Source organism: Streptomyces sp. NPDC050145, from assembly GCF_044460245.1.
Classification (GTDB): domain Bacteria; phylum Actinomycetota; class Actinomycetes; order Streptomycetales; family Streptomycetaceae; genus Streptomyces.
In genome coordinates this window covers 280,473-307,274 of the sequence record NZ_JBITJS010000003.1, presented here as the reverse complement: position 1 = coordinate 307,274, position 26,802 = coordinate 280,473, and the positions used below count along the sequence as shown (strand labels likewise).

The 26,802-nt window shown below is 70.7% G+C and carries 20 protein-coding genes; 10 read left to right on the top strand and 10 right to left on the bottom strand.

Translation table 11 applies throughout. The annotated features are described in order from the left end of the window. Positions 1-421: 421 nt before the first annotated feature. The gene (locus tag ACIBTU_RS08110; RefSeq protein WP_399125123.1) at positions 422-1,501 is read right to left on the bottom strand and encodes a Gfo/Idh/MocA family protein; all 1,080 of its coding nucleotides are present in this window, start codon (positions 1,499-1,501) and stop codon (positions 422-424) included. Beyond that, positions 1,498-2,226 (bottom strand): ThuA domain-containing protein, encoded by a 729-nt coding sequence (locus ACIBTU_RS08105; RefSeq protein ID WP_399125122.1) that lies wholly within the window; start codon positions 2,224-2,226, stop codon positions 1,498-1,500. Before ACIBTU_RS08105 ends, ACIBTU_RS08110 begins: the two co-directional genes overlap by 4 nt. A gap of 376 nt (positions 2,227-2,602) precedes the next feature. Between ACIBTU_RS08105 and ACIBTU_RS08100 the strand changes: the two genes are divergently transcribed. The 4 genes from ACIBTU_RS08100 to ACIBTU_RS08085 all read left to right on the top strand — a co-directional run bounded on the left by ACIBTU_RS08100 (position 2,603) and on the right by ACIBTU_RS08085 (position 8,690). Further along, a complete protein-coding gene (locus ACIBTU_RS08100; RefSeq protein WP_399125121.1) occupies positions 2,603-4,246 on the top strand; it encodes a glycosyl hydrolase family 28-related protein in 1,644 nt (547 codons plus the stop codon). Positions 4,247-4,613: 367 nt separating this feature from the next. After that, positions 4,614-6,623 carry an ATP-binding protein gene (locus tag ACIBTU_RS08095; RefSeq protein WP_399125120.1) on the top strand — a complete coding sequence of 670 codons (2,010 nt, stop codon included), beginning with the start codon at positions 4,614-4,616 and terminating at the stop codon, positions 6,621-6,623. Positions 6,624-6,870: 247 nt separating this feature from the next. Further along, on the top strand, positions 6,871-8,037 hold the full coding sequence (locus tag ACIBTU_RS08090; protein ID WP_399125119.1) for a ThiF family adenylyltransferase: 1,167 nt from the start codon (positions 6,871-6,873) through the stop codon (positions 8,035-8,037). Then, complete coding sequence (locus tag ACIBTU_RS08085; RefSeq protein WP_399125118.1) at positions 8,034-8,690, top strand: GNAT family N-acetyltransferase; 657 nt, start codon at positions 8,034-8,036, stop codon at positions 8,688-8,690. The genes ACIBTU_RS08090 and ACIBTU_RS08085 overlap by 4 nt, the downstream gene beginning before the upstream one ends. Positions 8,691-8,752: 62 nt before the next feature. On the opposite strand, the gene ACIBTU_RS08080 is transcribed toward ACIBTU_RS08085, so the two are convergent. After that, a complete protein-coding gene (locus ACIBTU_RS08080) occupies positions 8,753-9,709 on the bottom strand; it encodes a LysR family transcriptional regulator (RefSeq protein WP_399125117.1) in 957 nt (318 codons plus the stop codon). 256 nt (positions 9,710-9,965) lie between these two features. Here ACIBTU_RS08080 and ACIBTU_RS08075 point away from each other — a divergent pair, with 256 nt between their 5' ends. The 4 genes from ACIBTU_RS08075 (at position 9,966) to ACIBTU_RS08060 (ending at position 13,888) form a co-directional block, all read left to right on the top strand. Further along, positions 9,966-10,661 carry a type 1 glutamine amidotransferase domain-containing protein gene (locus tag ACIBTU_RS08075; RefSeq protein ID WP_399125116.1) on the top strand — a complete coding sequence of 232 codons (696 nt, stop codon included), beginning with the start codon at positions 9,966-9,968 and terminating at the stop codon, positions 10,659-10,661. Positions 10,662-10,666: 5 nt separating this feature from the next. After that, entirely contained in the window at positions 10,667-11,233 is a 567-nt protein-coding gene (locus ACIBTU_RS08070) for a TetR/AcrR family transcriptional regulator (RefSeq protein WP_399125115.1), read from the top strand. A gap of 56 nt (positions 11,234-11,289) precedes the next feature. Further along, positions 11,290-12,303, top strand: a complete 1,014-nt coding sequence (locus ACIBTU_RS08065) for an NADP-dependent oxidoreductase (protein ID WP_399125114.1) — start codon at positions 11,290-11,292, stop codon at positions 12,301-12,303. A gap of 271 nt (positions 12,304-12,574) precedes the next feature. Continuing rightward, the gene (locus ACIBTU_RS08060) at positions 12,575-13,888 is read left to right on the top strand and encodes an aldehyde dehydrogenase family protein (RefSeq protein ID WP_399125113.1); all 1,314 of its coding nucleotides are present in this window, start codon (positions 12,575-12,577) and stop codon (positions 13,886-13,888) included. A 63-nt stretch (positions 13,889-13,951) separates the two neighbouring features. Here ACIBTU_RS08060 and ACIBTU_RS08055 read toward each other — a convergent pair whose 3' ends face one another. The 3 genes from ACIBTU_RS08055 to ACIBTU_RS08045 form a co-directional block, all read right to left on the bottom strand. After that, a complete protein-coding gene (locus tag ACIBTU_RS08055; RefSeq protein ID WP_399125112.1) occupies positions 13,952-14,317 on the bottom strand; it encodes a hypothetical protein in 366 nt (121 codons plus the stop codon). A gap of 194 nt (positions 14,318-14,511) precedes the next feature. Then, the gene (locus ACIBTU_RS08050; protein WP_399125111.1) at positions 14,512-17,481 is read right to left on the bottom strand and encodes an aminotransferase; all 2,970 of its coding nucleotides are present in this window, start codon (positions 17,479-17,481) and stop codon (positions 14,512-14,514) included. A gap of 94 nt (positions 17,482-17,575) precedes the next feature. After that, a complete protein-coding gene (locus ACIBTU_RS08045) occupies positions 17,576-18,016 on the bottom strand; it encodes an Lrp/AsnC family transcriptional regulator (RefSeq protein ID WP_399125110.1) in 441 nt (146 codons plus the stop codon). A 228-nt stretch (positions 18,017-18,244) separates the two neighbouring features. Here ACIBTU_RS08045 and ACIBTU_RS08040 point away from each other — a divergent pair, with 228 nt between their 5' ends. Continuing rightward, on the top strand, positions 18,245-18,622 hold the full coding sequence (locus ACIBTU_RS08040; protein WP_399125109.1) for a nuclear transport factor 2 family protein: 378 nt from the start codon (positions 18,245-18,247) through the stop codon (positions 18,620-18,622). A 163-nt stretch (positions 18,623-18,785) separates the two neighbouring features. Here the strand turns inward: ACIBTU_RS08040 and ACIBTU_RS08035 are convergent, their stop codons facing one another. The 3 genes from ACIBTU_RS08035 to ACIBTU_RS08025 form a co-directional block, all read right to left on the bottom strand. Further along, entirely contained in the window at positions 18,786-22,979 is a 4,194-nt protein-coding gene (locus tag ACIBTU_RS08035; protein WP_399125108.1) for a S8 family serine peptidase, read from the bottom strand. A gap of 155 nt (positions 22,980-23,134) precedes the next feature. Next, positions 23,135-23,536, bottom strand: coding sequence for a hypothetical protein (locus ACIBTU_RS08030; protein ID WP_399125107.1), 402 nt, complete (start codon positions 23,534-23,536; stop codon positions 23,135-23,137). 54 nt (positions 23,537-23,590) lie between these two features. Further along, the gene (locus tag ACIBTU_RS08025; protein ID WP_399125106.1) at positions 23,591-24,403 is read right to left on the bottom strand and encodes a helix-turn-helix domain-containing protein; all 813 of its coding nucleotides are present in this window, start codon (positions 24,401-24,403) and stop codon (positions 23,591-23,593) included. Between the two features lie 132 nt (positions 24,404-24,535). On the opposite strand from ACIBTU_RS08025, the gene ACIBTU_RS08020 reads away from it, so the two are divergent. Continuing rightward, positions 24,536-25,612 (top strand): aldo/keto reductase, encoded by a 1,077-nt coding sequence (locus ACIBTU_RS08020; protein WP_399125105.1) that lies wholly within the window; start codon positions 24,536-24,538, stop codon positions 25,610-25,612. Positions 25,613-25,614: 2 nt separating this feature from the next. Here the strand turns inward: ACIBTU_RS08020 and ACIBTU_RS08015 are convergent, their stop codons facing one another. Next, positions 25,615-26,589 carry a zinc-binding alcohol dehydrogenase family protein gene (locus ACIBTU_RS08015; protein WP_399125104.1) on the bottom strand — a complete coding sequence of 325 codons (975 nt, stop codon included), beginning with the start codon at positions 26,587-26,589 and terminating at the stop codon, positions 25,615-25,617. Positions 26,590-26,802 lie beyond the last annotated feature (213 nt).

Genomic DNA, 26,802 nt, shown 5'->3' with positions numbered 1-26,802 from the left:
GGTCAGAAAGTGCGGGGCCGAAGAGCGTGATCCAAGGCCCGGGCGGCCACCGCCCGGGGGCCGCCCGCAAGGTGCCGCACTTACTGATGCGGTTCAGTGAAGCGCTTAAACGGAAGGTGGTCAAGAGTCGGAGCCCGCGTGAACCGGTCCGCGCCGAGATGCCCGCCCCTGACGTCCTCGCCCGTCACCGACCCGCTGCGGCCCAGGCCAGGGAGCCCCCGGACGGCGTTCGACCGATGACACTCGGCGGCACGAGGGTGAATCCATGAACGCAGACCGCCGGGCGGGGGTCGGCCACGGCGGGTTCTGCCCCTTCGCGCGGCGCGGCCCCCGCCCGGCGGCGAGCGGACGCGGATCTCCGTTCTGTGGGTGGCTTGTGCGGGGTGGACAGGGGGGGAGGTACAGACCCGACAGGCACTGCTCAGCGTTCTACTGGAACGCGGCGGCCCGTACGGGCGGCAGCGACAGCGGCCTCGACCATGGCCAGGCTGCGCAGGTTGTCATGGCACTCGCCGGCCGGGACCGCGCCGGTGCGCAGAGCGGTGACGAAGCCGTCCAGGACCTCGGCCAGACCCGGGAACGGCGAGTCCTGCACCGCGACCGGCACGGCGGTCGCGGCCGGTTCGGGCTCACCCTCGGCCCGGGCAGGCGTCACCAGGGGCGCGTTCGTGCCGTCCCAGCACGCGGAGCCCTTGGCGCCCTCGAGGTACCAGGTGCCGTTCCAGGATGTGAAGGAGGAGCGGGCGGTCCAGCAGCCGGTGAACGCGAAGGTCAGTCCGCCCTCCATGGCGAACAGCGCGTCCGCGGAGCAGTTGCCCGGGTACCACGACCACGCGGTCCGGGAGGTCTCGCAGTAGGCGGAGAGCGCGTCGGCGCCGGTGACCGAGCGCGCGGCGTCGAAGAAGTGGATGGCCATCTCGCGCAGCAGCGGCTCGTCCGGGTCCGCGAAGGGCCCCGCGCGGTGGGGCAGCCGGAAGTCGATCTCCAGCCGGTTCAGCGGGGCGAGGCGTCGGGCCGCCTCCCGCAGAGCCACGACTCCGGCGAGTTGGCGCCGGTCCTGGGTGACCGCGAGCAGCCTGCCGGTGCGCTCCGCCGCGGCCACCAGGGTCCGGGCCTGCGCGAGGTCCTTCGCCATGGGCTTTTCGGTGAGCACCGCGCAGCCGAACTCCAAGGCGGCGATGGTGGTCTCGGCGTGGGCGGCCGGGGTCGTGCAGTTGAGGACGAGGTCCGGCCGCACCGCCTCCAGCGTCTCCGCGAGCCCGGCCCCCGTATGGATGGCTTCCTGGTCCGGGCCTGGGTCCGGTAGCTGTCCCAGGGCATCGGCGAGCCGGCCGGCGTCCTGGTCCACCCAGCCGACCAGACGGGTGTCGGCGTGGGCGCCGAGTTCGCGGGCCCAGTGCCGGCCCATGAACCCGGCGCCGACGAGCACGGCCCGCAGCGGTCCGGTCCTGCCGACGGTGGCGAACACCGGGCGGAGTGTGGTGTCACTCTGTGTGGTCACGCGGCCCACCACCCCTCGGGGGCGGAGGTGCCCCGGAAGGGACTGACGACCGGTCCCGTGGGCACGGCCCATCGGACGGCGTTGGCGATCACCTGCTGCACGCCGGACTGGTGGTAGACGGGGCACTCCTGGTCCCCGGGGCTGAAATAGAAGATGCGGCCGGCCCCACGGGTGTAGCACGCGCCGCTGCGCAGCACCTCGCCGCCGCTGAACCAGCTGATGAAGACGAGTTCGTCCGGCTCGGGCAGGTCGAAGGGCTCGCCGTACATCTCGTCGTGCTCGATGACCAGGGGCTGCGGAACTCCTGCCGCGATCGGGTGGCCGGGCTTCACCGTCCACACCAGTTGCCGGTCGTCGCCGTGCCGCCAGCGGCGGTCACAGCTGCTGCCCATCAGTGAGGTGAAGAGTTTCGATCCGGCCCCCGAGTGCAGCACCACCAGCCCCATGCCGGCCAGCACGCGCTGCCGGACCCGCCGCACCGTGTCGTCGTCCATCTCGGCATGCAGCAGGTGGCTCCACCAGACCAGGACGTCGGTGCCGTCCAACTGGTCGGGGCCGAGGCCGTGTTCGGGCTGGTCCTGGGTGGCCACCTCGATCTCGGCCTCCGGGCCGAGTCGCTCGCCCAGGGCCGCGGCAAGGGTGCCATGGATGCCGAGGGGGTAGCGCTCCCTGATCTCCGGCCTTGTCCGTTCGTGGTGATTCTCGTTGAACACCAGTATCCGCAAGGGGTCCCCATTCGTCGGCGCTGGGTCGTGAACGCTCCCGGGAGCCTTCACGGGAGCGCTCACGGCCGCAATCTAGACTCGGCCCGACGGGTCGTCAATGATGGTGCCGGCGGCCCGAGTCGGCGGCGAAGAGGAGCACACGTGCGCCTCGAAGGAGCCGCTCGCGTCAGTTCGTTCCGCGCTCTTGACGCGTCCCTGCACCCGTATTTCCATTGTCCCCGCATCGTTAGGAAACTTTCCTGACCATCAGGCAGCTTCGAGCTGCCCAGAGCCCAGGTCGGCGATGCCGCCCCTCCCCCACGCCCCCTGAGCGCTCCCCTTCACCGCCGGGGAAGACCGCTCAGCGCCCGCACCCGCGCAACGCGAAAGGCATGTCATGGGTTTGACCAGACGGACTCTCCTCGGCAGCACCCTCGGCGTCGTAGCCGGCACCACCGTTGCGGTCGGCGCCGCACCGGCTGCCTCGGCCGCCTCGGCCGCAGCCCGAACTGCCGGACTCTGGGAGGAATTTGTCAGCACCCCGTACACCCATCCGCAGATCCCCTATGTCGCGCACGCGGGCTTCCGCTCCGGCGGTATGAATTTCCCCAGCCCGCCGGTCCGCGCCAACGTGCTGCACTATGGCGCCAAGCCAGATGACTCCGAGGACGCGGCCCCCGCCATCAATCGCGCCATCCGCGAGGTCGGCGAGCGTGGCGGCGGCACCGTACTTCTGCCCGCCGGGACCTACCGCTGCGACGACATCATCCAGATCGGCTGGAACAACGTCGTGCTGCGCGGGGAGGGCAGCGACGCCACCACGCTCCACTTCAGCCGACCCCTGCAGGAGATCATCGGCTGGAACGGCAGCCGCTACGGCGGCACGAAGTCGGCCTGGTCGTGGTCCGGCGGCCTGGTGTGGATCGCCCCACGTGCCCGCTGGGAATCCCTGGTGGGCGCGATCAAGGCCGGCGCCTGGCCGTTCGAGGGCTGGACCGGCAACAGGCGGGACGAATGGCAGGAGTTGACACCCCTCAGCGCACCGGGCAAGCAGGGCGACCGGACCGTCCGCGTGGCCGACCCGTCAGCCGTCAGCGCGGGAGACCGCGTGCTGCTCCAGCTGTCCGACCCTTCCGACCACAGCCTGCTCGACCACATGTGCGGCGACGTCCCCGGCACGAGCTCCTACGACTGGTCGGACAAGACCAAGGTCACCTCGTACGTGCCGTACGAGTATCCGGTCCGGATCGTGTCCGTGGAAGGCGACCTGGTACGCCTGGACCGCCCGTTGCCGCTGGACGCGCGGCCCGAGTTCCGGCCGCGCTTCACCACCTCGGTAGCTCCGGTCGTCTCCTCCGGCGTCGCGGGCATCACCCTTCGGATGACCGAGACACCGCAGCAGCCGCACCTGCTGGACAAGGGATACAACGGCGTCGCGCTGCAGTGCGCCTGGGACTGCTTCGTGGACGACGTGACCACGGTGCACGCCGACAACGCCTTCCTCCTGGTCGCGGCCAAGGCGTGCACACTGAACCGGACGACGGCCGCCGGGCGCGGCCACCACCACCCGTACGCCACGCGCGAGGGAAGCCACGACAACCTGTTCACCGACTTCCTCATCGACTCGCCGTGTACGCACGGCATCAATGTCGAGGGCCTGTCCAGCTACAACGTCTGGTCGCACGGCCGGTTGAATCACGGCACCTTCGACACCCACCGCGGCCTGCCCTTCGCCAACGTCCGCACCGAGATCGTCGTGAACAACGACGGCGCGCACGGCGGCGACGCCTCGGCCGGCCCGCTGTACGGCGCCCGCTTCGCCCACTGGAACGTCACCGTCACCAACCAGCGGGCCGGCTGCATCCGCATCGACGACGTGGCCCCACGCAGCGCGACGGTGGCGATATCCGAGGTCAGCCCCTTCGGACAGATCGACGTACCGGACTTCACGGGTGACCTCCAGTCCCGCAGGGAGCTCTACGGCACCACCCGTGTCACCCCGCGCAATCTGTACCAGGCGCAGCGGTCCCTCAGAATCTGATCCGCACCCGCCGGTCGGCGCTCCAGGTGCACGACGAGATCGTGCCGGACGGGTCGGGCGTCTCGGTCATGCACACATTCCGGAACGCTCGACCAACAAACGGTTCCGGCCTCCTCCTTCACCCACAGGCCTTCCCGCACCAGTACGGAGTCACGTCGCCATGGCCGGTTCGCGCTTTGCCATTCCGGTTCCGTGATCAGGCCGAGGCTGCCAGGATGCGTGCACGCTTTTGTTCTCGGCGGCCCGGGCTCCTTGAGTCGTGCTGCACAGCACGCGATCCGTGTGTCTGTACAGCATGTCGGCTAGCGGGCAGGAGGCCGTTGCCGCCGGGTCGGAAGGCTGTTCGCAGGTGTGGGGAGGATGGGTCGTGTTCGTAGGGCGTGAGCGGGAACTGGCTGGACTGCAGAGCGCGTTGCAGGTCCACCGGCTGGTCACCGTGACCGGTGTCGGAGGCGTGGGCAAGTCGCGGCTGGTGCGGCAGGCGGTGGACCTCGGCCTGGTGGGTGAACCGGCCGATGCCTGCTGGGCGGATCTGTGGCAGCTACGCGATGCGGAGATGCTCGCGGCGCTCGTGGCTGACGCGTGCGATCTGTCCGATCACACGCCGAGGATGCCGGTGGACGTGATCTGCAACTGGATCGGCGATCGCGAGCTGCTGCTGGTGCTGGACTCCTGTGAGCATCTGCTGAGCGCGTGCCGGAACCTGGTGCAGGTGCTGCTCGACAACTGTCCGCGACTGCGGATCGTGGCCACCAGCCGCGAACTGTTCCACCTGGAAGAGGAGTTCGTCGCGGTGGTCCAGCCGCTGCCGTGCGCCACGGACGCCGCCGAGCTGTTCCTGCGGCGCGCCACGGAATCGGGGCACGTGCCGGAGCCCGGGGATCTGAACCAGGTCACCGAGCTGTGCACCTACCTCGACGGGCTTCCACTGGCACTCGAGCTGGCTGCGGGGGCGCTGCGAAACTGCAGCATCGAGGACCTTCTGCTGCGCCCCCGGCACGAGTTGAGCCGGGACGAGGACGAGATACGTCCCATGGGGCCCCGCCGGCACGACGTGCTGCGGACCGCGCTGGGCTGGAGCCATGAACTGTGCACCCCCGCGGAGCGCCTGCTGTGGGCCCGCTTGTCCATTTTCCACGGGCACTTCGACGAGACCTCGGCCGTGGCCCTGTGCTCCGGCGGCCCCCTCTCCGCCTTCGACGTGAGCCATGCCCTGGCCGGCCTGCTGGACAAGTCCGTCGTGAGCATCCGCCGCGGGCGCCTTCTGCTGCTCGACACGGTGCGCGAATTCGGGCGGCTCTGGCTCGCCGAGCTCGGTGAACTGGACACGATGGCGAGCAGGCACGCCGGGTACTACCTGACGCAGGCGCAGCAGGCGGACGCCACATGGACGAGTGCCGAGCAGACCGGCTGGTACCGCACCATCAAGGAGGCGCACCCCGACCTGTGTGCGGCCCTGGACCACTTGATCGCCCACGACGTCGACGCGGCGCTCGACCTGGCCACCCTGACGGGCTTCTACTGGACCTGCTGCGGCCATGCGCACACCGCGCAGCTCTATCTCTCGCGCACCCTGAAGGCCTGCGACACCCAGGGGCCGGTGCGCCAACGTGCCGTGTGGGCCCTCGGCTTGACCCATCTCCTGCAGGGGAACCACGCCACGGGGACGCACCTGGCCCGCCAGTGCCTGGAGAACGCCCGGGTCACCGAGGACGCGACCGCGCTGCTGCGGGCCGCCTATCTGCAGGCCATGAGCGACCTTCTGCAGGGCCATGCCCAACTGAGCCTGGACATCCTCGAGCACGCCCTCGAGAACGCGAGCGAACACAGCACGGACGCGGACGAGCCCGCGCCCCAGGCCGTGATGATGTGCCGGATGCTGCGCCTGTTCGCCCTCACCGGGCTCGGGGAACTGAAGGAGAGTCTGGAATCGGCCAAGGCACTGCGTGCCGAGTGCGTCGCCATGGGCGAGCACTGGATCCGCTCGTACGCCGACTACCAGATGTGCGTGATCGCGCTGCGCGAGCGGGACAACGAACTGTCCCTGGAGTACGCCCGCTCGATGCTGCACGCCAAGCAGCAGATCGGCGACACCTTCGGCATCGCGCTGGGGCTCGACATGCTGGCCGCGGCCTTCTCCGCCAACGGGGACGGTCATTCCGCGGCGCTGGCATCCGGGGCGGGCCAGCGGCTGTGGGACGCGGTCGGCCACCCGCAGCGCGGCGCCCCGGACGTGGCGCCGCTGCGCGAGGCGGGCGAGGACGTCGCGCGCAGGCTGGTCGGTACCGGGACCTACGAGTCGTACCGCAGCGAGGCCGCCCATGCGGACCCCGGCGAGATGCTCGCCTGGGCGGCCGGTGGTGAGTCACCGCTGTAAAGCACGGGCGCGGCGCGATCGTAAGAGATGACTTTTCTGGGCCATCACCCGTTTGTCGCGCCCGGTATGACTTTCGCCCCGCTGGTGCGAAGTGGTGAAAAGCCCTGTGTCACCTGGCCAAAGTCGTCTTCGAGAGCGCGTCGGCGCATGGGGGCGTGCGGTGGTGAAAGCCCGCGCACGAATTCGACCGCGCGCGCCTCCTGATGCAAAGGGATTCGACGATCGGACGCTGGTAACTTCCGGCCTCGTGATCAATTCGATTCCCGAAGGTCCGGGTGCCCTGCGGCACCTCATGCCGATGCCGCGGGGGCGGGAGGTCGCCCGTCCCACGCTGCTGCGTGCCGCCGAGGAGGACGACCGCGCCGTACTCGACGTCCTGCTCGCCTCCGGGTCCGTACGCGAGCGCCATGACCGGATCGACGAGCAGCTCGCCGAACTGGTGCGGTGTCTGCGCCCTCACGACGCCCTCGCGGGACGTCGACTGGAGTGCGCCGTGGCGGAGTTCACCGGTGGAGCCGAGCTCAGCCGCTACGGAACCTGGGCGTGGTACCCGTGGTCCGGGCGTCTCGTGCATGTGCTGCCCCGAGAGGAGTTCCGGCGCGTACGCACCGACCGCAACCGAGGCAAGATCGCCACCGCTGAGCAGCAAGGACTGCTCACGCGGCGGATCGGGGTCGTCGGTCTGTCCGTGGGCAACAGTGCCGCGCTCACCTGCGCCATGGAAGGCGTCGCAGGATCGTTCCGCCTCGCCGACTTCGACACGCTCGGTCTCAGCAACCTCAACCGGTTGCGCGCCGGTGTACACCACTTGGGCCTGCCCAAGACGGTGCTGTGCGCACGACAGATGTACGAGATCGACCCCTACCTCGACATCGAGCTGTGGCACGAAGGGCTCACCGAGGACACCATCGACGCCTTCTTCGGAACCGCGGACCGTCCCCTCGACCTGGTGATCGAGGAGTGTGACACCCCCTGGGTGAAGACCGCCACGCGTGAACATGCACGACGGCGCGGTGTCCCGGTCGTGATGGACACCAACGACCGGGGCCTGCTGGACGTCGAGCGCTTCGACCTCGAGCCGGACCGGCCGCTGTTCCACGGCCGCGGCGGCAACCTGACCGCCGAGGAAGTACGCCGGCTCGCCCCGGCGGACTCCCTGGCCTACCTGCTGCGCATCTGCGACGAGAGCCGGCTCAGCCCCGCCATGCAGGACGCTGTCGGCCTGATCGGGCGCACCCTGTCCAGCTGGCCGCAGCTGGCCAGCGGAGTGACGCTCGGCGGCGCCCTGGTCACCGACGCCGCGCGCCGCATCCTGCTCGGCGCGCCCGTGCCCTCGGGCCGCTACTACGCGGACCTCGAAGAGCTCGTCGGCGCCGTCGACCACGAGCGCGTCCCGGCAGGAGCAGCCCGGTGAACCACCTGCCCGAACTCCACGGTGAGCACCTGTGGTTGCGCGAACTGCGGGCCACCGACCTGGCTCCGTTCGAACGCATCCACACCCACCGCGCACTCACCCGCTACCTCGGTGTCGACCGGATGGACGCCCGTCAGGCCCAGGACGCGTTCGCACAGCATCTCGCCCAGCCCTACACCCACCCGCGGCGCAAGCACACCCTGGCGATCTGTCCACCCGGCCAGGACGTCATGGTCGGCACCATGGGCCTGCTCGTCGAGGAGTACGGGCGCAACGCCATGCTCACGAGCCTGGTCCTGCTCCCCGACGCGCCCGTGCGGGGTCACGGTCACGAGGCGGGGCGCCTCCTGATGGCCTATGGATTCGGGCACTTGGGGCTGCATCGCATCTGGGCCGGCCATCGCGCGGATCACACCCGGATGCGGGACGTGATGCTCGCGGCGGGGCTGCACCCCGAGGCCACGCTGCGGGAGCTGTTCCACACCCAGGGCCGCTGGCACGACGTCACCACGTACGCGGCCCTGGCGCCCACATGGACCCGCCAGGCCACCCCCGCCGAGCAGGCCATCCTCCGCGGAACGGTCATTCCTTCCCCTGCCGCCCCCTCGGGCGCAGCGGCGGCGCCATCCGCGTACGTGGCGACCGGCCGATGATCGCGCTGCCTGATCGGTAGCACGTCCCCGGGTGGAGCAGTGACGCACCAAGAGAAGGATGGTCAGCAGCCGCGGGCGGCCTCGACGAGGTGGTCACGGACGCGGTCGACGTCCGGGTTCGTGGACACTCCGGGACGCTGCACGAGGTAGCCCGTGTTGATGGGCGGGTCCTCCGGGTCGTTGAGGAGAACCAGAGCGCCGGATGCCAGCTGTGCCTGACACAGGTAGCGGGGCACCACGCTGAAGCCCGCCCCGCCCACCACCGTGGACAGGACCGCTCGCAGATCGGGCACGGTGACGGCGGCGGTGCAGTTCAGTCGCTTGCCGAAGACGTGTCGCCAGTAGCGGCGCACTATCGGCAGATCCTCGGCGTACGAGACCAAGGGCACCGTGTGCAGCACCCCCGGCCCTTCCGTCGCGAGCGACCCTTTGACACGGTCGGCCCACACCGGCGCCGCCACCAGGACGAACTCCTCGTCGGCGAAGGGGGCCCAGGCGAGGGACCGCCCGCGGGGGCGCGTGGTCGAGATGACGAGGTCGTAGCGGCCCGCGCGCATCTCGTCGAGGAGGGGTTCGGTCAGGCCCATGGTGACGCGCAGACGCACACCGTCGGCGATCAGCGACCCGAGCGCCGGCAAGGCGAAGACCGACAGCATCTCGGCCGGCCCGGCCAGGTGAACCGGTTCGGCACGGGCCCCGTCCGCCATCCCGTTTCCGGCGGCCACCCCCAGCTCGTCGAGGGGGCCGGCGATGCGTGCGGCCAGCTCGTCGGCGACGGAGGTCGGAGCGACCCCTCGCGGCCGCCGCTCGAACAGTTCGCGCTGTGTCTGGCGCTCGAGGTTGCGGATCTGGGTCGTCACGGTGGGCTGGGAGAGACCGAGCGCGTGAGCGGCCGCCGTGAACGATCCGAACCGATACACGGCCAGGAAGGTGCGCAGGAGGTTGAGATCCGGGAGTCCGGAGACCGTCGCGGCGCTCGCTCCGCCGTCCACCAGACCCGCAAGACTGTTATGGCTCACACAGTGAAGCCTACGACATTCCTATACCTCTGACGCCGGGACCTGCCTCGCCCCTATTCCCCGGCAGCCATGAAGGTTCCTATGGCAGCTATTGGAACCTTCATTGGTCAGCCCGCAGCCACGGACCTACCTTCGAAGACATCGACGAACTGACACTTCGGACGCAGAACGTCACCAGCATCCGCCGGGTCGGTCCGTACAGAGCGCATCCGCGCGGGTTCATCGCGTGAACCCGCCCCTCGTGGAAGAGCACCCCATGTCAAAGATCCTTTTCGTGATGACCGGTGTCGACTACTGGACGCTGGCCGACGGCACCAAGCACCCGACCGGCTTCTGGGCCGAGGAGGCTGTCGCCCCCTACCAGGCCTTCAAGGCGGCCGGGCACGAGATCGTCGTCGCCACTCCTGGCGGCGTCGTGCCCACCGTCGACAAGGGCAGCCTCGCGCCCCAGGTCAACGGCGGACAGGAAGGCGCCGACAAGATCGCGAACAGCCTCGCCGCGATGAGCGAGCTGCGCTCCCCCATCACCCTCGAGGACGTGAACCTCGACGACTACGCCGCGGTGTTCTACCCCGGCGGCCACGGCCCGATGGAGGACCTCGCCGTGGACGCCACCTCCGGCAAGGTGCTGACACTCGCCCTGGAGTCGGGCAAGCCGCTCGGCGTCGTCTGCCATGGCCCGGCCGCGCTGCTCGCCGCGACCACCGCCGACGGCACCAACGCGTTCCAGGGCTACGAGGTGGCCGCGTTCACCAACGAGGAGGAGACCCAGGGCGGCTTCGCCGACAAGGCGAAGTGGCTGCTCCAGGACCGCCTCACCGAGGCGGGCGTCAACGTCAGGGTCGGTGAGTCGTGGGCGCCGAACGTGGTCGTCGACCGCAATCTGGTCACGGGCCAGAACCCGGCCTCCTCCGCGCCCCTCGCCGACCAGCTGCTCGGGAAGCTGGCCTGAGCAAGATGGGCACCGACCGGCTCGACGAGGTCCTCGACGCCACGTACGACTGCCTGACCAGGTACGGCGTACGGCGCACCACGATGGACGACATCGCCGGCACCATGGGCGTGTCCCGGTCCGCGGTCTATCAGTACGTCCGCAACAAGGACGATGCCTTCCGGCGGCTCGCCGCCCGCCTGCACGAGCAGGCGCTCGAGCGAGCCCGCCAGGCGGCGACCGACCCCGGCACCCCCAGTCGGGGCCGTATCCGGGGCGTACTCGCCGCCAAGCTCGACCTGGTCCTCGAACTGGCCGGGGACTCGCCCCACACCTCGGAGCTGCTCGACGCCGACGCCCGCCTGTTCGGTGGGATATGCAGCGCCTTCACCACCGAACTGCGCAGGCTGCTCACCGATCTCTTCACCGAGACCGGCACTGCGGCCGAGGTGGAGCCGGCGCAGGCCGCCGACATCTGCATCGCCCTCGTCATGGGCCTGGAGCACCGGCCCGACGCTCAGGCGCTGCTGCCCTTGGCCTCAGACGCACTGGTAGCGGGCTTGCTGGGCACTCCGCCCGGGCCAGGCCTCTGACTGTCCAGCACTCCCTCGCACATCCGACACACTCTTCTTCTATCTCTGGAACCGTCATGCCTTTTTCCAACCGTGAATGGCACCTCGTCGCGCGCCCCGTGGGCGAGCCGAAGGCCTCCGACTTCGCCCTCGTCACCACGACGGTGCCGGACCCGGGTCCCGGTCAGATCGTGGTCCGCAACGACTTCCTGTCCGTCGACCCGTACATGCGCGGCCGCATGGACGACCGTGAGTCGTACGTCCCGCCCTTCGGCCTCGCCGAGCCGATGACCGGGTCGGCGGCAGGCACCGTCGTCGCGTCGCAGGCCCCGGACGTTCCGGTCGGCACGAAGGTCACTCACTTCCTCGGCTGGCGCGAGTACGCCCTGCTGACCCCGGCCGACGTGCAGCTCGTGGACGCCGAAATAGCTCCGCTGCAGGCCTACTTGGGCGTCTTCGGCACCACGGGTCTGACCGCCTGGGCCAGCCTCACCGAGGTCGCTCCCGTCAAGGAAGGCGACGTCGTCTTCATCTCGGGCGCGGCGGGTGCCGTCGGATCGGTCGCCGGGCAGTTCGCCCGCAAGCTCGGCGCGTCCAAGGTCATCGGGTCCGCCGGCGGCCCCGTCAAGGCCAAGCGCCTCACTGAGGACTTCGGGTTCGACGTCGCTCTCGACTACCGCGAGGGCGACATCGCCGGTCAGCTGGCCACCGCGGCTCCCGAGGGCATCGACGTCTACCTCGACAACGTCGGCGGCGATCACCTCGACGCGGCCCTCCAGGTCATGAACCTGCGTGGCCGAGTCGCGCTCGTCGGCGCCATCTCGGTGTACAACGCGACAGAACTGCCCGCCGGCCCGCCGCACCTGCCGCTCGCCATCGGCAAGCGCATCAACCTTCGCGGCATGAACGTCAGCGATCACTTCCACCTCGTCGGCGACTTCGCCCGCCAGGCCGGGGGGTGGCTCGCCGACGGCTCCCTCATCGCCGACGAGACGGTCGTCGACGGCATCGAGAACACCCTCGACGCCTTCCAGGCCATGATGCGCGGTGCCAACACCGGCAAGATGCTCGTCCGTCTCCCCCAGGCCTGACGCCCCTGCGCGTGCTCTTGGCGCCGGCCGCCACGCGGCCCCCGGCCCCGGGCGAACTCTTCGGCGGCCCTGGACAGCGCTGCGGTCCAGGGCCGCCACACCTCGACCCGCTCGGCTGAGCGGGTCCGCACACCACTCGGTTCACCGGAAGGGATCACATTCCTCGCCTGGCGGGAAGCCGCCGATCGCCTCGTCGAGCCCGGCAGCCAGGTGAACCACAGCACCGATCTGCGGTTCAGCGCCCACTGAACCGCCCCACTGGAGCACCACCATGTCCGACATCACATCCGTCGTGGCCCGCCTGCGGAGCACCTTCCGCACCGGCAGCACCAAGCCGACTGTCTGGCGCAAGCAGCAACTCGTCGCGCTGCGTGCCCTGTTCACCGACAACCGCGAGTCCATCGCCGACGCCCTCTTCGCCGACCTGCGCAAGCCGCGGCCGGAGGCCTACGCGGCCGAGGTGGACTTCCCGATCAGGGAGATCGACCACACGCTCGCCGAGCTGGACCGATGGCTGGCCCCCACCGAGCTCGCCGCCGACGCGCTCGCCGGGCTGCCCGAGGGCACCACCGCGGGCACGTTCTACGAACCGCTGGGCACCGTCCTCGTGATCGCGCCCTGGAACTATCCGGTCCAGCTCTCGCTCGTGCCGGTCGCCGGCGCGCTCGCCGCCGGGAACACCGTGCTCCTCAAGCCCAGCGAACTGGCCCCGGCCACCTCGGCGCTCATGGCACGTCTCGTGCCCAGGTATCTCGATCCCGACGCGGTCGCCGTCGTGGAGGGCGGGGTGCCGGAGACCACGGAGCTGCTCGCCGAGCGCTTCGACCACATCTTCTACACCGGTAACGGTACGGTCGGCCGCATCGTGATGCGTGCCGCGGCCGAGCACCTGACGCCGGTCACGCTCGAACTCGGCGGCAAGTCACCGGTGTTCGTGGACCGTGACGTCGACCTGTCCGTCGTCGCCACGCGGCTGGCCGAGGCCAAGTTCCGCAACGCCGGCCAGACCTGCGTCGCCCCGGACTACGTACTCACCGACCCCGCCACGGCCCGAGAGCTCGAGGTCGCGCTGGCCGAGGCCGTGGAGTCGATGTTCGGTGACGACCCGCGGCACTCGGACGCGTACGGCCGCATCGTCAACGCGCGCCACTTCGACCGTGTCGCGGCCCTGCTCGACTCCGGCACGCTCGCCCTCGGCGGACGCACCGACCGCGACGACCTCTACATCGCCCCGACGGTGCTGAGCGGCGTGAAGCCCGACGCGGCGGTGATGCAGGAGGAGATCTTCGGCCCGGTGCTGCCGGTCGTCGAGGTCGCCGGCCTCGACGAGGCCATCGCCTTCATCAACGACCGCGACAAGCCTCTCGCGCTGTACGGCTTCACCGAGAGCGAGACCACGCGCGTCCGGCTTGCCTCCGAGACGTCCTCCGGCGGGCTCGGCTTCGGCCTGCCGATGGCTCATCTCCGCGTCCCCGACCTTCCGTTCGGCGGCGTCGGCGAGTCCGGCCTCGGCAGCTACCACGGCCCGCACTCGATCGCCACGTTCAGCCACCGCAGGGCCCGCCTCGACGTCCCCCTGACCTGACCCCGCCGCCGAACACCCGGTCGGCGCCCGACGTCGTCTCCGCTCGCGGCGGCTGCGCGCACGTCAGGCCGCCTTGTCGATGCGGGGCAGCGCCCAGGGCATCAGTTCCGCCGCGAGGGCTCTGCTCCACGGGCGCGCCAGCGCACACAGCTCCGAACACGCCTCAGCACCCAACTCCAGGTACGGTGCGGCAGCGAGTCGGTCGGTGACGGCCTCGATATCCGCTCGCCTCCGGGCGCCTTCCGGGGTGAAGGTCGGGGTGTCGTCGTCGCACAACCACCCGCGCGAGCGCAGCCCGTCGACAGAGGCGTCCCACTCCTCCTGCGACCAGGCCCGTGTCGTGCGCAGCGCCTCGGCTCCCACGGGGCCCGCCGCCCCGGCCGGCCTGGCTCTGGACCCGCTCGTCACCGCGCACGCGCTTTCCGGCATGGTCAGCCGTATGCCGTACGGCGTGTTCGTCACCGGGCAGCGCATCAGCTTCGAACGGCTCAGACGAGTGACTTCTCTCGCTCGCCTCACCGGCTGCCCTGCAACACGGCGGCGCCCTGATACTGCGCATTCACTGCGTCGCACTGCCTGGGCGCCCCAGAACGACTCATCTTCTCCGTACTCCAGGTCTCACGTCAGCGGGTGTGGCGGGTGTGGCCGAGTCCGCGGAGGGCGCGGTCGAGCATGTCGGCGAAGAAGTCGGCCGCGGCGGCGTCGATGCACAACGGCGGCTTGATCTTCAGGATGTTCAGGTGGTCGCCGGTCGGCTGGACGATGACGCCGAGGTCGAGCATGCGCTCGCACAGTTCGGCTGTCTCCTCGGTGGCGGGCTCCAACGTGGCGCGGTCGCGGACCAGTTCGAGGCCGAGGTAGAGGCCGGATCCGTGGACGGCACCAATGAGGTCGTAATGGGCGGCCAGCCCCTCCAGGCGCTCCTTCAGGTGGCCGCCGACGCGGACCGCGTTGCCCTGGAGGTCCTCGTCGCGCAGGGCGTCCAGGACGGTGCGGCCGACGATGCTGGAGACCGGGCTACCTCCTGTGGAGGAGAAGAAGTAGCCCTGGTCACGGTAGCGTTCGGCCACTTCCTTGGAGGTGATCACGGCGCCGAGCGGGTGGCCGTTGCCCATGGCCTTGGCCACGCAGACGATGTCCGGGACAGCCCCTTGCTGTTCGAAGCCCCAGAACCAGTTGCCGAGGCGTCCATAGCCGACCTGCACCTCGTCGGCGACCGCGAGGCCGCCGTGACGGCGGACCGCGGCGTAGACCTGCGCGAGGTAGCCGTCAGGGAGGGCCACGCCTCCCGCGTTGCCGTAGTACGTCTCGCTGAGGAAGGCACCCGGCGGGCGGCCGGAGGCGGCCAGTCGGTCGATCTCCGCGACGGCCTCCGGGGCGTAACGCGCCGAGTCCGCCCCGCGATGCCGACCGCGGTAGGAGTTGGGCGCGTCCAGGGTGTGCACCCATTCCGGTCGGGTGGAGAGGGCGTTGGGATTGTCCTGGAGCGAGGTGGAGACCGCGTCGGAGGCGTAGGTCCAGCCGTGGTACGCCTCGCGGAGCGCGAGGACGTCCGGCCGGCCGGTCGCTCCGATCGCGAGCCGGATCCCCAGGTCGACCGCCTCCGACCCGGAGTTGACCAGGAAGACGGTGTCCAGCGGCTGGGGCAGCAGCTCGGCGAGGCGCTCGGTGAACTCCACCACGGACGCGTAGTGGAAGCGTGAGTTGGTGTTGAGCCGCCGCAGTTGCCGGGCGACGGCCTGCTCGACGCGGGGGTGCGCGTGGCCGATCGGGGTGACGTTGTTGACGATGTCCAGGTAGGAGCGGCCTTCGGTGGAGAGCAGGTAGTGGCGCCAGCCTCGCTCGATGCGCGGCGGATCGGCGTAGTAGTGCCCCTGCACGGTCGCGAAGACGGCGTCCCGCCGCTCCAGCAGGTCGGTGTTCTCGGTGCGGTCGGTGGCCGCGAGGCCCAGGATCGGGGCGGGGTCCGCGGTGAGAGGAAGCCAGCCAGCGGCGTACTCGGGGCGCACCCGGTGCGGGACGGCCGGGGCGCCGGCGTGGGCGAGCGCGACGCGGATCCTCGTGTCGGACGTGAAGCGGGCCAGTTCGACACCCGCCGGGACGATCGAGCCGGTGGTCACGAGCGGCTTCACGGAGTCCGGGAAGGAGAGGGTCAACTCCCGCGCGCCGTACGTGAGGGTCACGTGTCCCGGTGCCGCCGCCAGGACCTGTCCCTCCGTCGGGACCTGCATCACCGCGGGGCCGGCGAGCCACAGGTCGAGGCCGGTCGGCACGGTGGCCGGCGAGTCGGCCGACAGGGGTGGCGTCTGTGCGAGGCGCGGCCGGGCGTACCGGGTCACGGCGGCAGCGGCGCCCCCGACGAGCGCGGAGGCGGCCAGCCGGTCCTCGATCCCGGGTTCGCACCACGCTCCGCGGTCCATGCTGTCGGCGTCGGTGGACAGGTCGAGAAGGGCGATGTCGGCGCCGGCCACGTCGCGCAGCAGGGGGCGGGCGGGCGCCTCGGCGGTGGCGGGAGCGTCGGCCAGGCCGATCGCCTCCTTGACCAGGTGGGTCATCACCGGCAGCGGCAGGCGGGTCGCCTGCTCGAACATGGCCCACTCGCGCTCCAGCGCGGACCGGGCGTAGTGGTTGTCCTCGTCCACGGCGGTCTGCTGACGCCCGCTCGCGACCAGTACGGCGGCCCGGACCACCACGAGCGGCCACAACGCCTCCGCCTCCTCGGCCGACAGCGGCCGCACGGCGTGGAAGGCCCGCACGGCCGGCAGCACCCGGTGCGGCTCGAACCCGTCGTGGTGCAGCATCGACGAGAGGCACACGGCGAGTTCGCCGACCGCCCACGTCTCGGTCAGGTCGCCGAAGTCGATGACTCCGTCGGGCAGAGGCAGGCGGTCGCCCGGTGAGCGGATGAGGTTGTCGTCGGTGAGGTCGAGGTGGACGGCCTGCGTGGGCAGGCGGTCGGCGACGCGTCGTACGTCCGCCCACGCGTCGGCCGTCGCGGCCAGGACGGCCTCGCGCCGCTCGGGTTCGTCGATGTACCGGGCGAGTGCGGCCACGACCCGGTCGCCGTGGCGCGGGTCCCACTGGAGCACTCGGTCGATGCCCGGGTGCCGGAAGTCGCGCAGGGCGGTGCTGACCCGTCCTGCGACGGTTCCCATGGCCGCCACCGTGCTCGGCGACAGGTGTCGCGGCCCCGACAGCGAGCCTCCGGGCAGATACCGCAGCAGCCGTGCGACGGCCGGCCCGTTCTCGGTGTCCACGGTCTCGTGGAGCGGGGAGCCGTCCGTACGGCGCACGACCGTGGCGACGCGCAGGTCGGGGTGGGCCGCGGCTATGAGGTCGGCGGCCGCGTCCTGGGCCTCGATCTCCGTCCTGCCGAAGGCGGGGTTGGCGACCTTCAGGATCCCGATGGCCGTCCCGTCGTCGCCGCGCACCAGGAAGTTGGCGTCCTGCTGGCTCCCCAGCGCCTCGGCGCGCAGGCCTTCGCCCAGCATCCGGGCGGCGACGTGATCGGCCTGGGCCTCGCTCAACTGCGGTACGGGGAGCGCCTCCTGGGCGAAGAAGTCGATGGTGCGGTGCTCGTCGTGCGGCGGCATGCGGAAGTTCCTCGGCGGCTCGGAGTGCGCCTTCGGCGCGTGGGAGAGGGACAGGTGCGGATCGCGGCCGGGGTGCGGCCGGGCCCGGGTTCCGCTAGTCGACGTCCCACATGAACCGGTGGGTGTGGATGGCGAAGTAGGGGAAGCTCTCCGCCGACGCCACGCCGTCGACGGGCCGTACGACGTCGTTGATGAAGTCCAGGAGGTCCTGCGGCCGGGAGCAGACGACCTCGGCGAACAGGTCGTAGCGTCCGGAGGTCAGCACCGTGTAGACGACCTCCTCGTGCCGGGAGAGCTCGTCGGCCACGGCGCGGGAGTCGCCGTCGACGCGCAGGCCGAGGAGCGCCATCGTCTGCTGGCCCATGGTCATCGGGTCGGTCACACCGACGACCTGGACCGCCCTGGTGTCGATCAGTCGCTGCAGCCGATGCCGGGCGGCCGACGGGGACAGGCCCACCTTGGGGCCCAGCTCGGCGTACGGGATACGGCCGTCGATCTGCAGTTCGCGCAGGATGGCCCGGTCGATGTCGTCCATGAAGCGCCCCTCTCCGCCTTGCCTGATTCAGCGAGTCCTTCACCTGTCTCACGCAGGCTTACAGATTCAGACGCTCGATTCAACGGTTCGCGCTTCAGAATCGAGCGTCGGAGTGGTCCGCGGTGCGTGAAACCCGGGCCGGCCGTTGCATGGCCAGGTACGTCGGCGGGCCCGGACGGCACCCATCGTTCGGCGGGGCAGGCGCGCGACGACTGGTATTACTGGGGCATGCAGGAAGAGACGGCACGCTCCGCGATCGACACCTTCATCTCCGCGTTCAACGCCTCGGACGACAGCTATGTGACTGCCCTGCTGTCCCAGGCCCTGACCACGGACGTGGTCTTCTGGGGGCCGTTGGGGCGCAGTGAAGGAATCGCCGCGGTCGAGCGGTTCGTGCTGGACATCCGGCGTCACCCGGCGGGGACCGGCAAGATGGTGCGCTGCTCAGCGGTGGACATGCCCGACGAGTGGGCCAGGTACCAGTGGGTCTTCACCACGCCCGACGGAGGCCCCCGCCTGGCGGGAACGGACGTCGTCCATCTGCGGCGCAGCCTCATCGACCAGGTCATCGTCTTCGCAGGGGACATCGAGCCGTCCGCCGCCTGAGCCGCCCTGCGGGGTCGTCTGACCGGCCGCATCTCACCCAGTACGCCCCGCACTTGGCGGCGACCGACGCGACCCGCGCCCGCCCGCGACCCGCACGAACGCCGGCCGTACCCGGGGCTGTCCCGGGTACGGCCGGCGCTTGTTCGCGCATGTCACGGTGCTGTCAGCGGCGCAGCTTCAAGCGGTGCACCCCGCCGTCGACCGTGCCGACGAAGAGCGTGCGGCCGTCGGCGGTGGCGGTCAGCTTGGTGGCGTTGGTGTTCTGCAGTCCGCTCGAAACGTTCTCCCACGTCAGGCCGTTGTCGGTGCTGCGCAGTACGCCCCGGCCGCCCTGGACGAGTCCGGATTCCCTGGAGCCCGTGGTGGCCGCGTAGAGCGTTCCGCGCACCTGCAGGAGGTCCGAGACATGGACGGCGAGCGGGCCCGTGTCGGCCGTGCGGAAGGTCCTGCCGTCATCCGTGCTGACCCGGACCGACGTGCCGCCCACGACCAGGCGCCGGCCGTCGTTCACGATCGCGGAGACGGGGCCGTCGGCGACCTTGGTCGTGGTGACGCCGCCGTCGTCCGAGCGGTACAGGCCCGAGGCGTTGCCCAGCCAGACGCGCCGGGGGTCGGTCGGGTCTCCGGCCATGGCGTCGAAGGCCCGCGCGTGGTGCAGGTTCTTCCAGGTCCTGCCGCCGTCGCGGGTCGTGAACAGGCCCTCGCTCATGAGGCTTTCGTAGCTGATCGCCACCCAGTCCGGGTCGGCCGGGTGGACGAGGATCGCCTTCGGGATCTCCGACGACTTTCCCTTCACCTCCCAGGTCCGGCCGGCGTCACCGCTGCGCGAGACCTCGAAGATGCCGGTCGCGGTGCGCCGGACCTTCCACACCACGTTGGTGTCCTTCGGCGACACGGCCAGCTGTGAGGTCATCCGGCCGGTCCAGCCCTCGCCGCCGGACCGGCCCCACTCGGGACCCGCCACGGGGAGCGCGGTGCGGTAGGTGCCGCTCACCGTTCCGGCCAGCAGGTGATCGCCGCTGGTCGCGAGCGCGAGGGTGGTGAGGCCCTGCACCCCGATCCTCTTGTAGTCCTTCCCGATGTCCGTGCCCCGGTAGAGACCGTCCTGTTCGCTGGAGACGGTCACCGAGCCGTCGGCCCAGCGGTCGAAGTCCAACGGGATCGCGGCCTTGGAGGGGCCGGCTGCCGGCTGCCAGGTCCTGCCGTGGTCGCGGCTCACCTGACCGGCGCCGTACAGCGCACGCAGGTACAGGTCACCGCCGGATGCGGACAGTCCGTGGCCGCCCTCTTCCAGGGGCAGGAGAGTGGACCAGGTGCGGCCCTGGTCGTACGAGCCGCGGACACCTTCCCCGGGGACGTACGTCGCCACCACGGTGGAGTCGGCCGCCAGACCGTGGACGCCCGCGTCCGACTCGTCGAGGATGCGCCGGGCCGCACCGGGGTCGCCCTGGCCGACGCCGTCGATCCGCCAGACGTCGTTGAAGGTCGCCAGGTACAGGGTGTCGCCGATGAGGGTCGCTTCGCGGACGGATCCGGTCACGCCCGTGGGGTGCAGGGCCCAGGTGTCGCCCGCGTCCGTACTGACCATCAGCGTGCCGTCGGCCACCGCCACGAGGGTGCGGGTCTTCTCGTCCGCGACGAACACGTCGATGTACGCGTCGGGCACGTCGAGGGTGCGCCAGGTGCGGCCGTTGTCGTCGGTCCGCAGGATCGTGCCCCGGCGGGTCGGGTCGCTGTTCGAGTTGACGGCGTACCACCAGCGTTCGGGACGGCGTGCGTCGATGACGACCGGTCCGGTGCCGTTGCCGTCGGCGACGGGAAGGCGGCCCGCCTGGCGCCAGGTGGCGCCGCCGTCGGTGGTCAGCCAGGGTGCGGCCTTGCGGTACTGGGTCATGACGGCCTGCTGCGGCCGGGCCGGCGTCAACGCCAGGTCGCCGGCCTCGCTGTTGGGACCGACGGGCTCCCAGCGGTCGCCGCGGCTGCCCACGGGGGTGACCTCGAAGGCGCCGGTTCCGGTGATCCGCCGGCCGTCGGCGGTCGTGGCCCGTACGGCGAGCCGGTAGGCGCCGGCCTTCTTCCCCGTCACGTCGGCCTGGTAGTAGCCGACTGCGTTCTTGGTGGTGGGCAGGGTGAAGGCCTTGCCGTGCGGCGGGGTGACGGTGAGCCGGGGCGGTGCGTCGAGGGCGGCCGGGGCGGCGATGTGGACGGTGGAACGGCCGTCGCTCGGATCGGGGGACGCCTGGACGACCAGGTGCCGGACCACGAGCAGGTACGGCACCCGCAGGGCCGGGCCGCGCGAGGGAGTGGCGGTGATCCGGCCGCTGATCTCCGTGTCGCCGGCCGGGCGGTCGGCGCGCAGGGTGACGGTGACGGTCGCGGATCCCCCGGCGGGGACGGTGACCTCGGCCGGGGACACGGTGGTGGGTCCGGAACTGCTGAGCTTGGTGGTCAGCGGCTCCTTGCCGGGGTTGGTCAGGCGGACCTTCGCGGTGTCCCCGACGGTCCTGCCCGCCAGGTCGGCGAGTCCGAACGACACCGACGACGGGGAGGAGCCGAGCGTGGCCGACGCCGCGGCGGCCACGTCGAGCCGCCCGTTGCCCTGGACGCCGGGTCCGGTGCCGGCGAGCGGTTTCGCGGAACCGACCAGCGCGGAGCGGATCCCGTCGGGGTCCTGGTCCGGGCGCAGTTGGCGCAGCAGGGCGGCGGCGCCGGCGACGTGCGGGCTCGCCATGGACGTGCCGGACATGCGGTAGACACCGGGGTCGTACAGCGCCGAGGGGATCGTGGAGCGGATCTCCACTCCGGGGGCGACCAGGTCGGGCTTGAGGCCGAAACCGGTGCCGGGCCCGCGCGAGGAGAACGAGGCGATCTCGTCGGTGGAGTCGGTGCCGCGCAGCGTGACCGACACCTTGCCTTCGGCCAGCGCGTGGCTCAACGGCTCGTACTGGGTCGCGTCGATGCCCATCACGACCAGACGGTCCATGCGCAGCGAGTCACCGGAGGCAGCGGTCCTGGACAGATCGGGCCGCGCGGGGGTCGCCTGTGCCTCGGCCGTCCCCGGTCCGGCGAGGAACACGGGTCCGCTGTCGGCCCGGCCGCCGCCGAGCACGGCCAGCGCGCCGCGCTTCTCGGCCTCGCGCGCCCAGTCGAGGTCTTCCTGACGCAACATCTCTGTGCGGGGTACGACAGGTGTGTCGGCCAGAAGGATCTTGCCCCGCACGTCTCCGACCCGTTCCCAGTCCTCGGCGGTGCCGGCCCCGACGTCCACGAGCGGGGCGGTGACCGGTGCCTCGGGCGGGTTCGCGGAGAGGATGCCGCGATACGTCTGGATCAACTCGGGGTTCTTGCCCGCCAGATACGCGCTGGGAACCCGCAGCCCACTGGTGGACGCTCCGACCGCGATGACGCCGTCGGCCGACGCCGGGGTGCTGATGCTGCCGGCGCGCCCTTCGTTGCCCGCCGCCGCGACGACGACCAGCCCTGCCTGCACGGCGGCGGTCGCCGCGCGGCCCAGCGGGTCGGTGCCGTCACCGGGGCCGCCGAGGCTCATGTTGATGACGTCGGCCCGGTAGGGGTTGGCCGGGTCGGCCGCCGCCTCGATACCGGCGATGATGTCGGAGGTGTAGGCGCTGCCGCTGTCGTCGGTGACCTTGTAGGCCAGCAGACGCGCGTCGGGCGCCATGCCGGTGACGCCGCCCTTCTCGGCGGCCTTGCCCGCGATGATTCCGGCTACATGGGTGCCGTGACCGTTGTCGTCCATCGGGTCGTCGTCGCGATTGGCGAAGTCGTAGCCGGCGACCACCTTGTGGTCCTTGCCGAAACCGCCGCCCAGATCGGGGTGGCCGTAGTCCACACCGCTGTCGAGGACCGCCACGATCGTGCCCTTGCCGGTGGCCTTCGTCCCGGACGGGTCCTCGCGCTTCCACACCTCTGGCGCGCCGGTCAGCGGCACGCTCGCGTCCGTGAGCACCTGCATCCGTGTGTCGGGACGGACCGCGGCGACTCCCGGCATCGAGGCCAGCCGCGCCTTCTCGGAGGCGGGGACCGTCACCGCCACGGCGTTGACGAGCAGGCCCAGTTTGCGCGGCGAGGCGGGGTGCAGCCCGGCCTCCCGTGCTTTGTCGACGAAGGCGTTCTGCCGCGAGGCCAGGGACTTCCGGGCCTCTCCTACGGCTGCTGCGGTGCCGGCCGCCTGCGAGGTGAGCGAGCCGTCGGGGGCGGCGGACACGGCGGCGTCGCCGGTCAGTTCGACGATGACCCGCTGCTTCGCGTCGGAGGTCTTCGCGGTCGCGGTCGTGGTGCCGGGGAGAGCGGTGAGCGTCCCGGTGAGCGCCACGGTGGTCACCGTGACCGCCACCAGGCGCCGGGTTCTTCGTGGTTTTTTGACCATGGACAGAATTCATAGCTCTGAACTCACCCACCGGACAACCGATCTTGACGGCCCATTGCTGTCGCTGGCACATGTGGGCCAAGTACCTCACGTCCTGGGCGAGTTCACCGAAGGCGAGGTGACTACCACTTGACCTGATGGAAGTCCATCGTGCCGAAGGTCGTGACGTCCATCATGTAGCTCCACAACGCGTACCGCCGCTGATCGGCACGGCGATAGGTCTTGCCGAAGCCGTTGTCGAGGATCTCGGTCCATCCGCCACCCTGTCCGTAGTGCGCGAACAGCCGGTCATTGCGCCGAGATGCCTCCTCCCAGGACTCCGCCGGGGTCTGGTAGATCACCTCGTGCAACCGTCCTCGCCAGAGCGTGAGAAGCAGTCGGCCGCCGTCGATCACGTAGGTGTCCACGACCGCGTCGGGAGCCTTCTCGTGACGGCCCGACGCCTCTGGTTCGCCGAGAACGCGGACTTCCTCGGCGGCGCACAGCAAGTCCAGCAACGGCAGTTCATCGGTGAGGCAGCCCATGAAGGGCCACCCTAGTAGCCAACAGGACCGCGGCGGAGGCGCTGATCAGCGCCCTCACAACCGGGCGAGGGCCGACCGGCTCTCGTCGTCCGCGGCGCGGAATATCACCAGGCGCTGGTCAGAATCCTGCAGCGGCACCAGTACTTCGAACCGCACCGAGATCACTCCGATCCCAGGGTGCCTCAGCGCCTTGCTGCCGCGACCGTTGACCTTGATGTCCCGCTCGGCCCACAGACGTGCGAAGTCCTCGTCATGCGTGGCGAATTCGGCGATGCGATCGGTGAGTGTCCGGTCCTCGGGATGTGCGGCCCATGCCGCGCGCAGGTGGGCGATTCCCTCTCTCACGACACATTCCCGGTCGACGTAGAGGTCCCGCACCTGCGGGTGCATCAGGCACAGCCACATCGCGTTGCGCTGTGCCGGGGGCAGGGTGCCGAAATCCACCAGCAGCCTCGCCATTTCCCCGTTCCAGGCAAGGATGTCGTAGCGGTGGTTCAACAGCATGGCGGGCAGCGGCGACAGTTCCGTCACCAGCTGGGCCAGCGGCGGCGCCACCGTGGCTGCCGGCTCCCCGGCACTGCGGAGGCGCTGCCGGGCCAGGTCATGGATGTAGGCGCGCTCGTCGGGGGCCAGGCGCAGGGCGCGCGACAGTGCGTCCAGTACATGCGCCGAGGGCCGTAGCCCCGAGCGCCCCTGCTCCAGCCGCACGACGTAATCGACGCTGATCCCGGCCAGTTCCGCGACCTCTTCGCGTCGCAGCCCCGGTGTCCGCCGCGCGCGCTCCCGCGCGGGGAGTTGAAAGTCGCGCGGGTCCAGCCGCTCGCGCCGGCCCCGCAGAAACGCGGCCAACTCCTGTGTCTTGTCCACGGTTCGGGGCGTCATGCCCGGTCCAACAGGCAGGGTAGGACTGCTGTTCCCAGGAAGTTCCTTCCCTTATCCCCGGTTCGCCGCGGTCACAGACTGTTCGCGACACCAGGTCACCGACACGGAAGGAACCTCATGTCGCTCACCCTCGACAGTTATCGGCTTCTGGGCCGCTCCGGACTGCGGGTCTCACCCTTGGCGCTGGGCACGGCCACGTTCGGCACCGAATGGGGCTGGGGAGCCGGACCGGACGAAGCGCGTCAGCTGCTCGACCTCTACGTCTCGCACGGCGGCAACTTCATCGACACGGCGGGCACCTACACCGACGGCAGCGCCGAGCGGCTGCTGGGCGAGTTCACCCGCACCCACCGCGAAAGCCTGGTGCTGGCGACGAAATACTCGACGCTGCGCCGTCCCGGTGATCCGAACTCCGGCGGCCCCCACCGCAAGAGCCTGTTCGCCTCGGTGGAAGCCAGCCTGCGACGGCTGAACACGGACTACATCGATCTGCTCTACCTGCACGTGTGGGACTTCACGACACCGGTCGAGGAGATACTGCGCGGCCTGGACGATCTGGTGCGGCAGGGCAAGGTCCTGTACGTGGCCATGTCCAACGTCCCGGCCTGGCAGGTGTCGCGCATGCAGGCGATCGCCGACCTGAGGGGCTGGTCACCCCTGATCGCGCTGCAGATCGAGTACAGCCTGATCGAGCGCACCGGTGAACGCGACCTGATTCCCATGGCGCGCGAGCTCGGGCTGGGCGTCGTGCCGTACTCACCGCTGGGCGGCGGGGTCCTCACCGGAAAGTACGGACGTGACGATCTGGCGGGCCCCTCCCCCGATCCCCGAGAGAGCAGCGACGGTCCGCCCCGCAAAACCGTCAACCTCGCCCTGGGCAATCTCACCGAGCGCAGCCTCGGCATCGCCGACGCCGTGAAAGACGTGGCGGCGGAGCTGGGACACACGCCCGGCCAGGTCGCTCTGGCCTGGACCCTGCGACGCCCCGGCGTCACGTCTCCCGTCCTGGGGGCCCGCACGCTCGCACAACTCCAGGACAACCTGGGCGCCTTGGGGGTCGAACTCCCGGCCACGCAAACGGCGCACCTCGACGAGGCGAGCGCGACGACCCTCGGCTTCCCGCACGACATGCTGGCCGGTGAACACATGCGCACGGTGACCCACGGGGATCTCGCGATCGATACGCGCCGCTGAGATCAGTGGTCGGCGGCTGCCCCCATGTCGAGCACGACCTTCCCGACCACGCTGCCCGATCGCAGCCGCTCCACGGCCTCGTCGAGCGCGTCCATCCCGTACCGCTCGTACGGCAGCGTCAGCGCGCCCGAGGCCAGGTCCGGCAGCAGGCGCAGCACCTCGGGGGCCACTTCCCGACCGCGGGAGATCATGTTGACCGGAAGCAGGGAGACGTCGGCGAGGAAGAAGTCCGCGAGGTCCAGGGTGAGTTCGCGGCCCGCCGTGTAGCCGAGGAGCGCGGCCCGGCCTCGGGGGCGGACCAGAGTGAGGGCGTCGCGCAGGATCTGGCCGCCGACCGTGTCGATGAGCGCGTCGACCTTGCCGCCGATCGCCTCCTCGGTGAGCTCGGAGGCGAGCAGTGCCTTGGCGACGCCGGGCACGTGCTTCAGCTTCGCCGGACGCCCTACCGCGCCGACCACCTCGGCGCCGGCCCGCGCCGCGAGCTGCACGGCCATGGCGCCGACCGCGCCGGACGCGCCGGTCACCAGCACCCGCTCCCCCGGCTGTACCTTGGCGATGGCGTGCACGGACGCCCAGGCGGTGCCGACCGGCGAGAAACAGCTGCAGGCCAAAGCGGGATCGGTGCCCTCGGGCATGGTTTCCACGGCGGCGTCGGGCACGAGCGCATGCTCGGCCCAGGCACCGTCCCGGCTCAGCCCCAGCCCTTCACCGCGCAGCCGGACGAGGGCGCCCTCAGGGTGCGTGTCCGAAGCGACGACGTATCCGCTGCCCTGGGTGCCGGGGATGAACGGCAGCTCGGGAAGGATTCCGAACTGTCCGTCGAGGATGTTCAGGTCGAGATGCGCGACGCTGGCTGCCACCACCCGGACCAGGGTGTGTCCGGGCAGCCGCTCGGGCACGGTCCGCTCCACGAGCCTCGGCAGGCTACCGAACGCCTCGAGGGCCAGGACGCGAGAAGTGAACGAGGTAATGCTCACGTGCTGTGTTCTCCCTATCCCCGTGGGACATGGCGCTTGCTGCCGCAGTTGACGGCGACACCCCTGCCCCGCCCCCGCTCACACCCTAGCCCTCTGCTTGCGCAGTACACACGTCACGGTCCGACGCGGCTGGTGTCAGGTCGGTCGTCACTTCACAGCGTCGTGTCCTGCAACCGGCCCGCGCACCGTCGGTACCGAGTCGCGCGGGAAGGG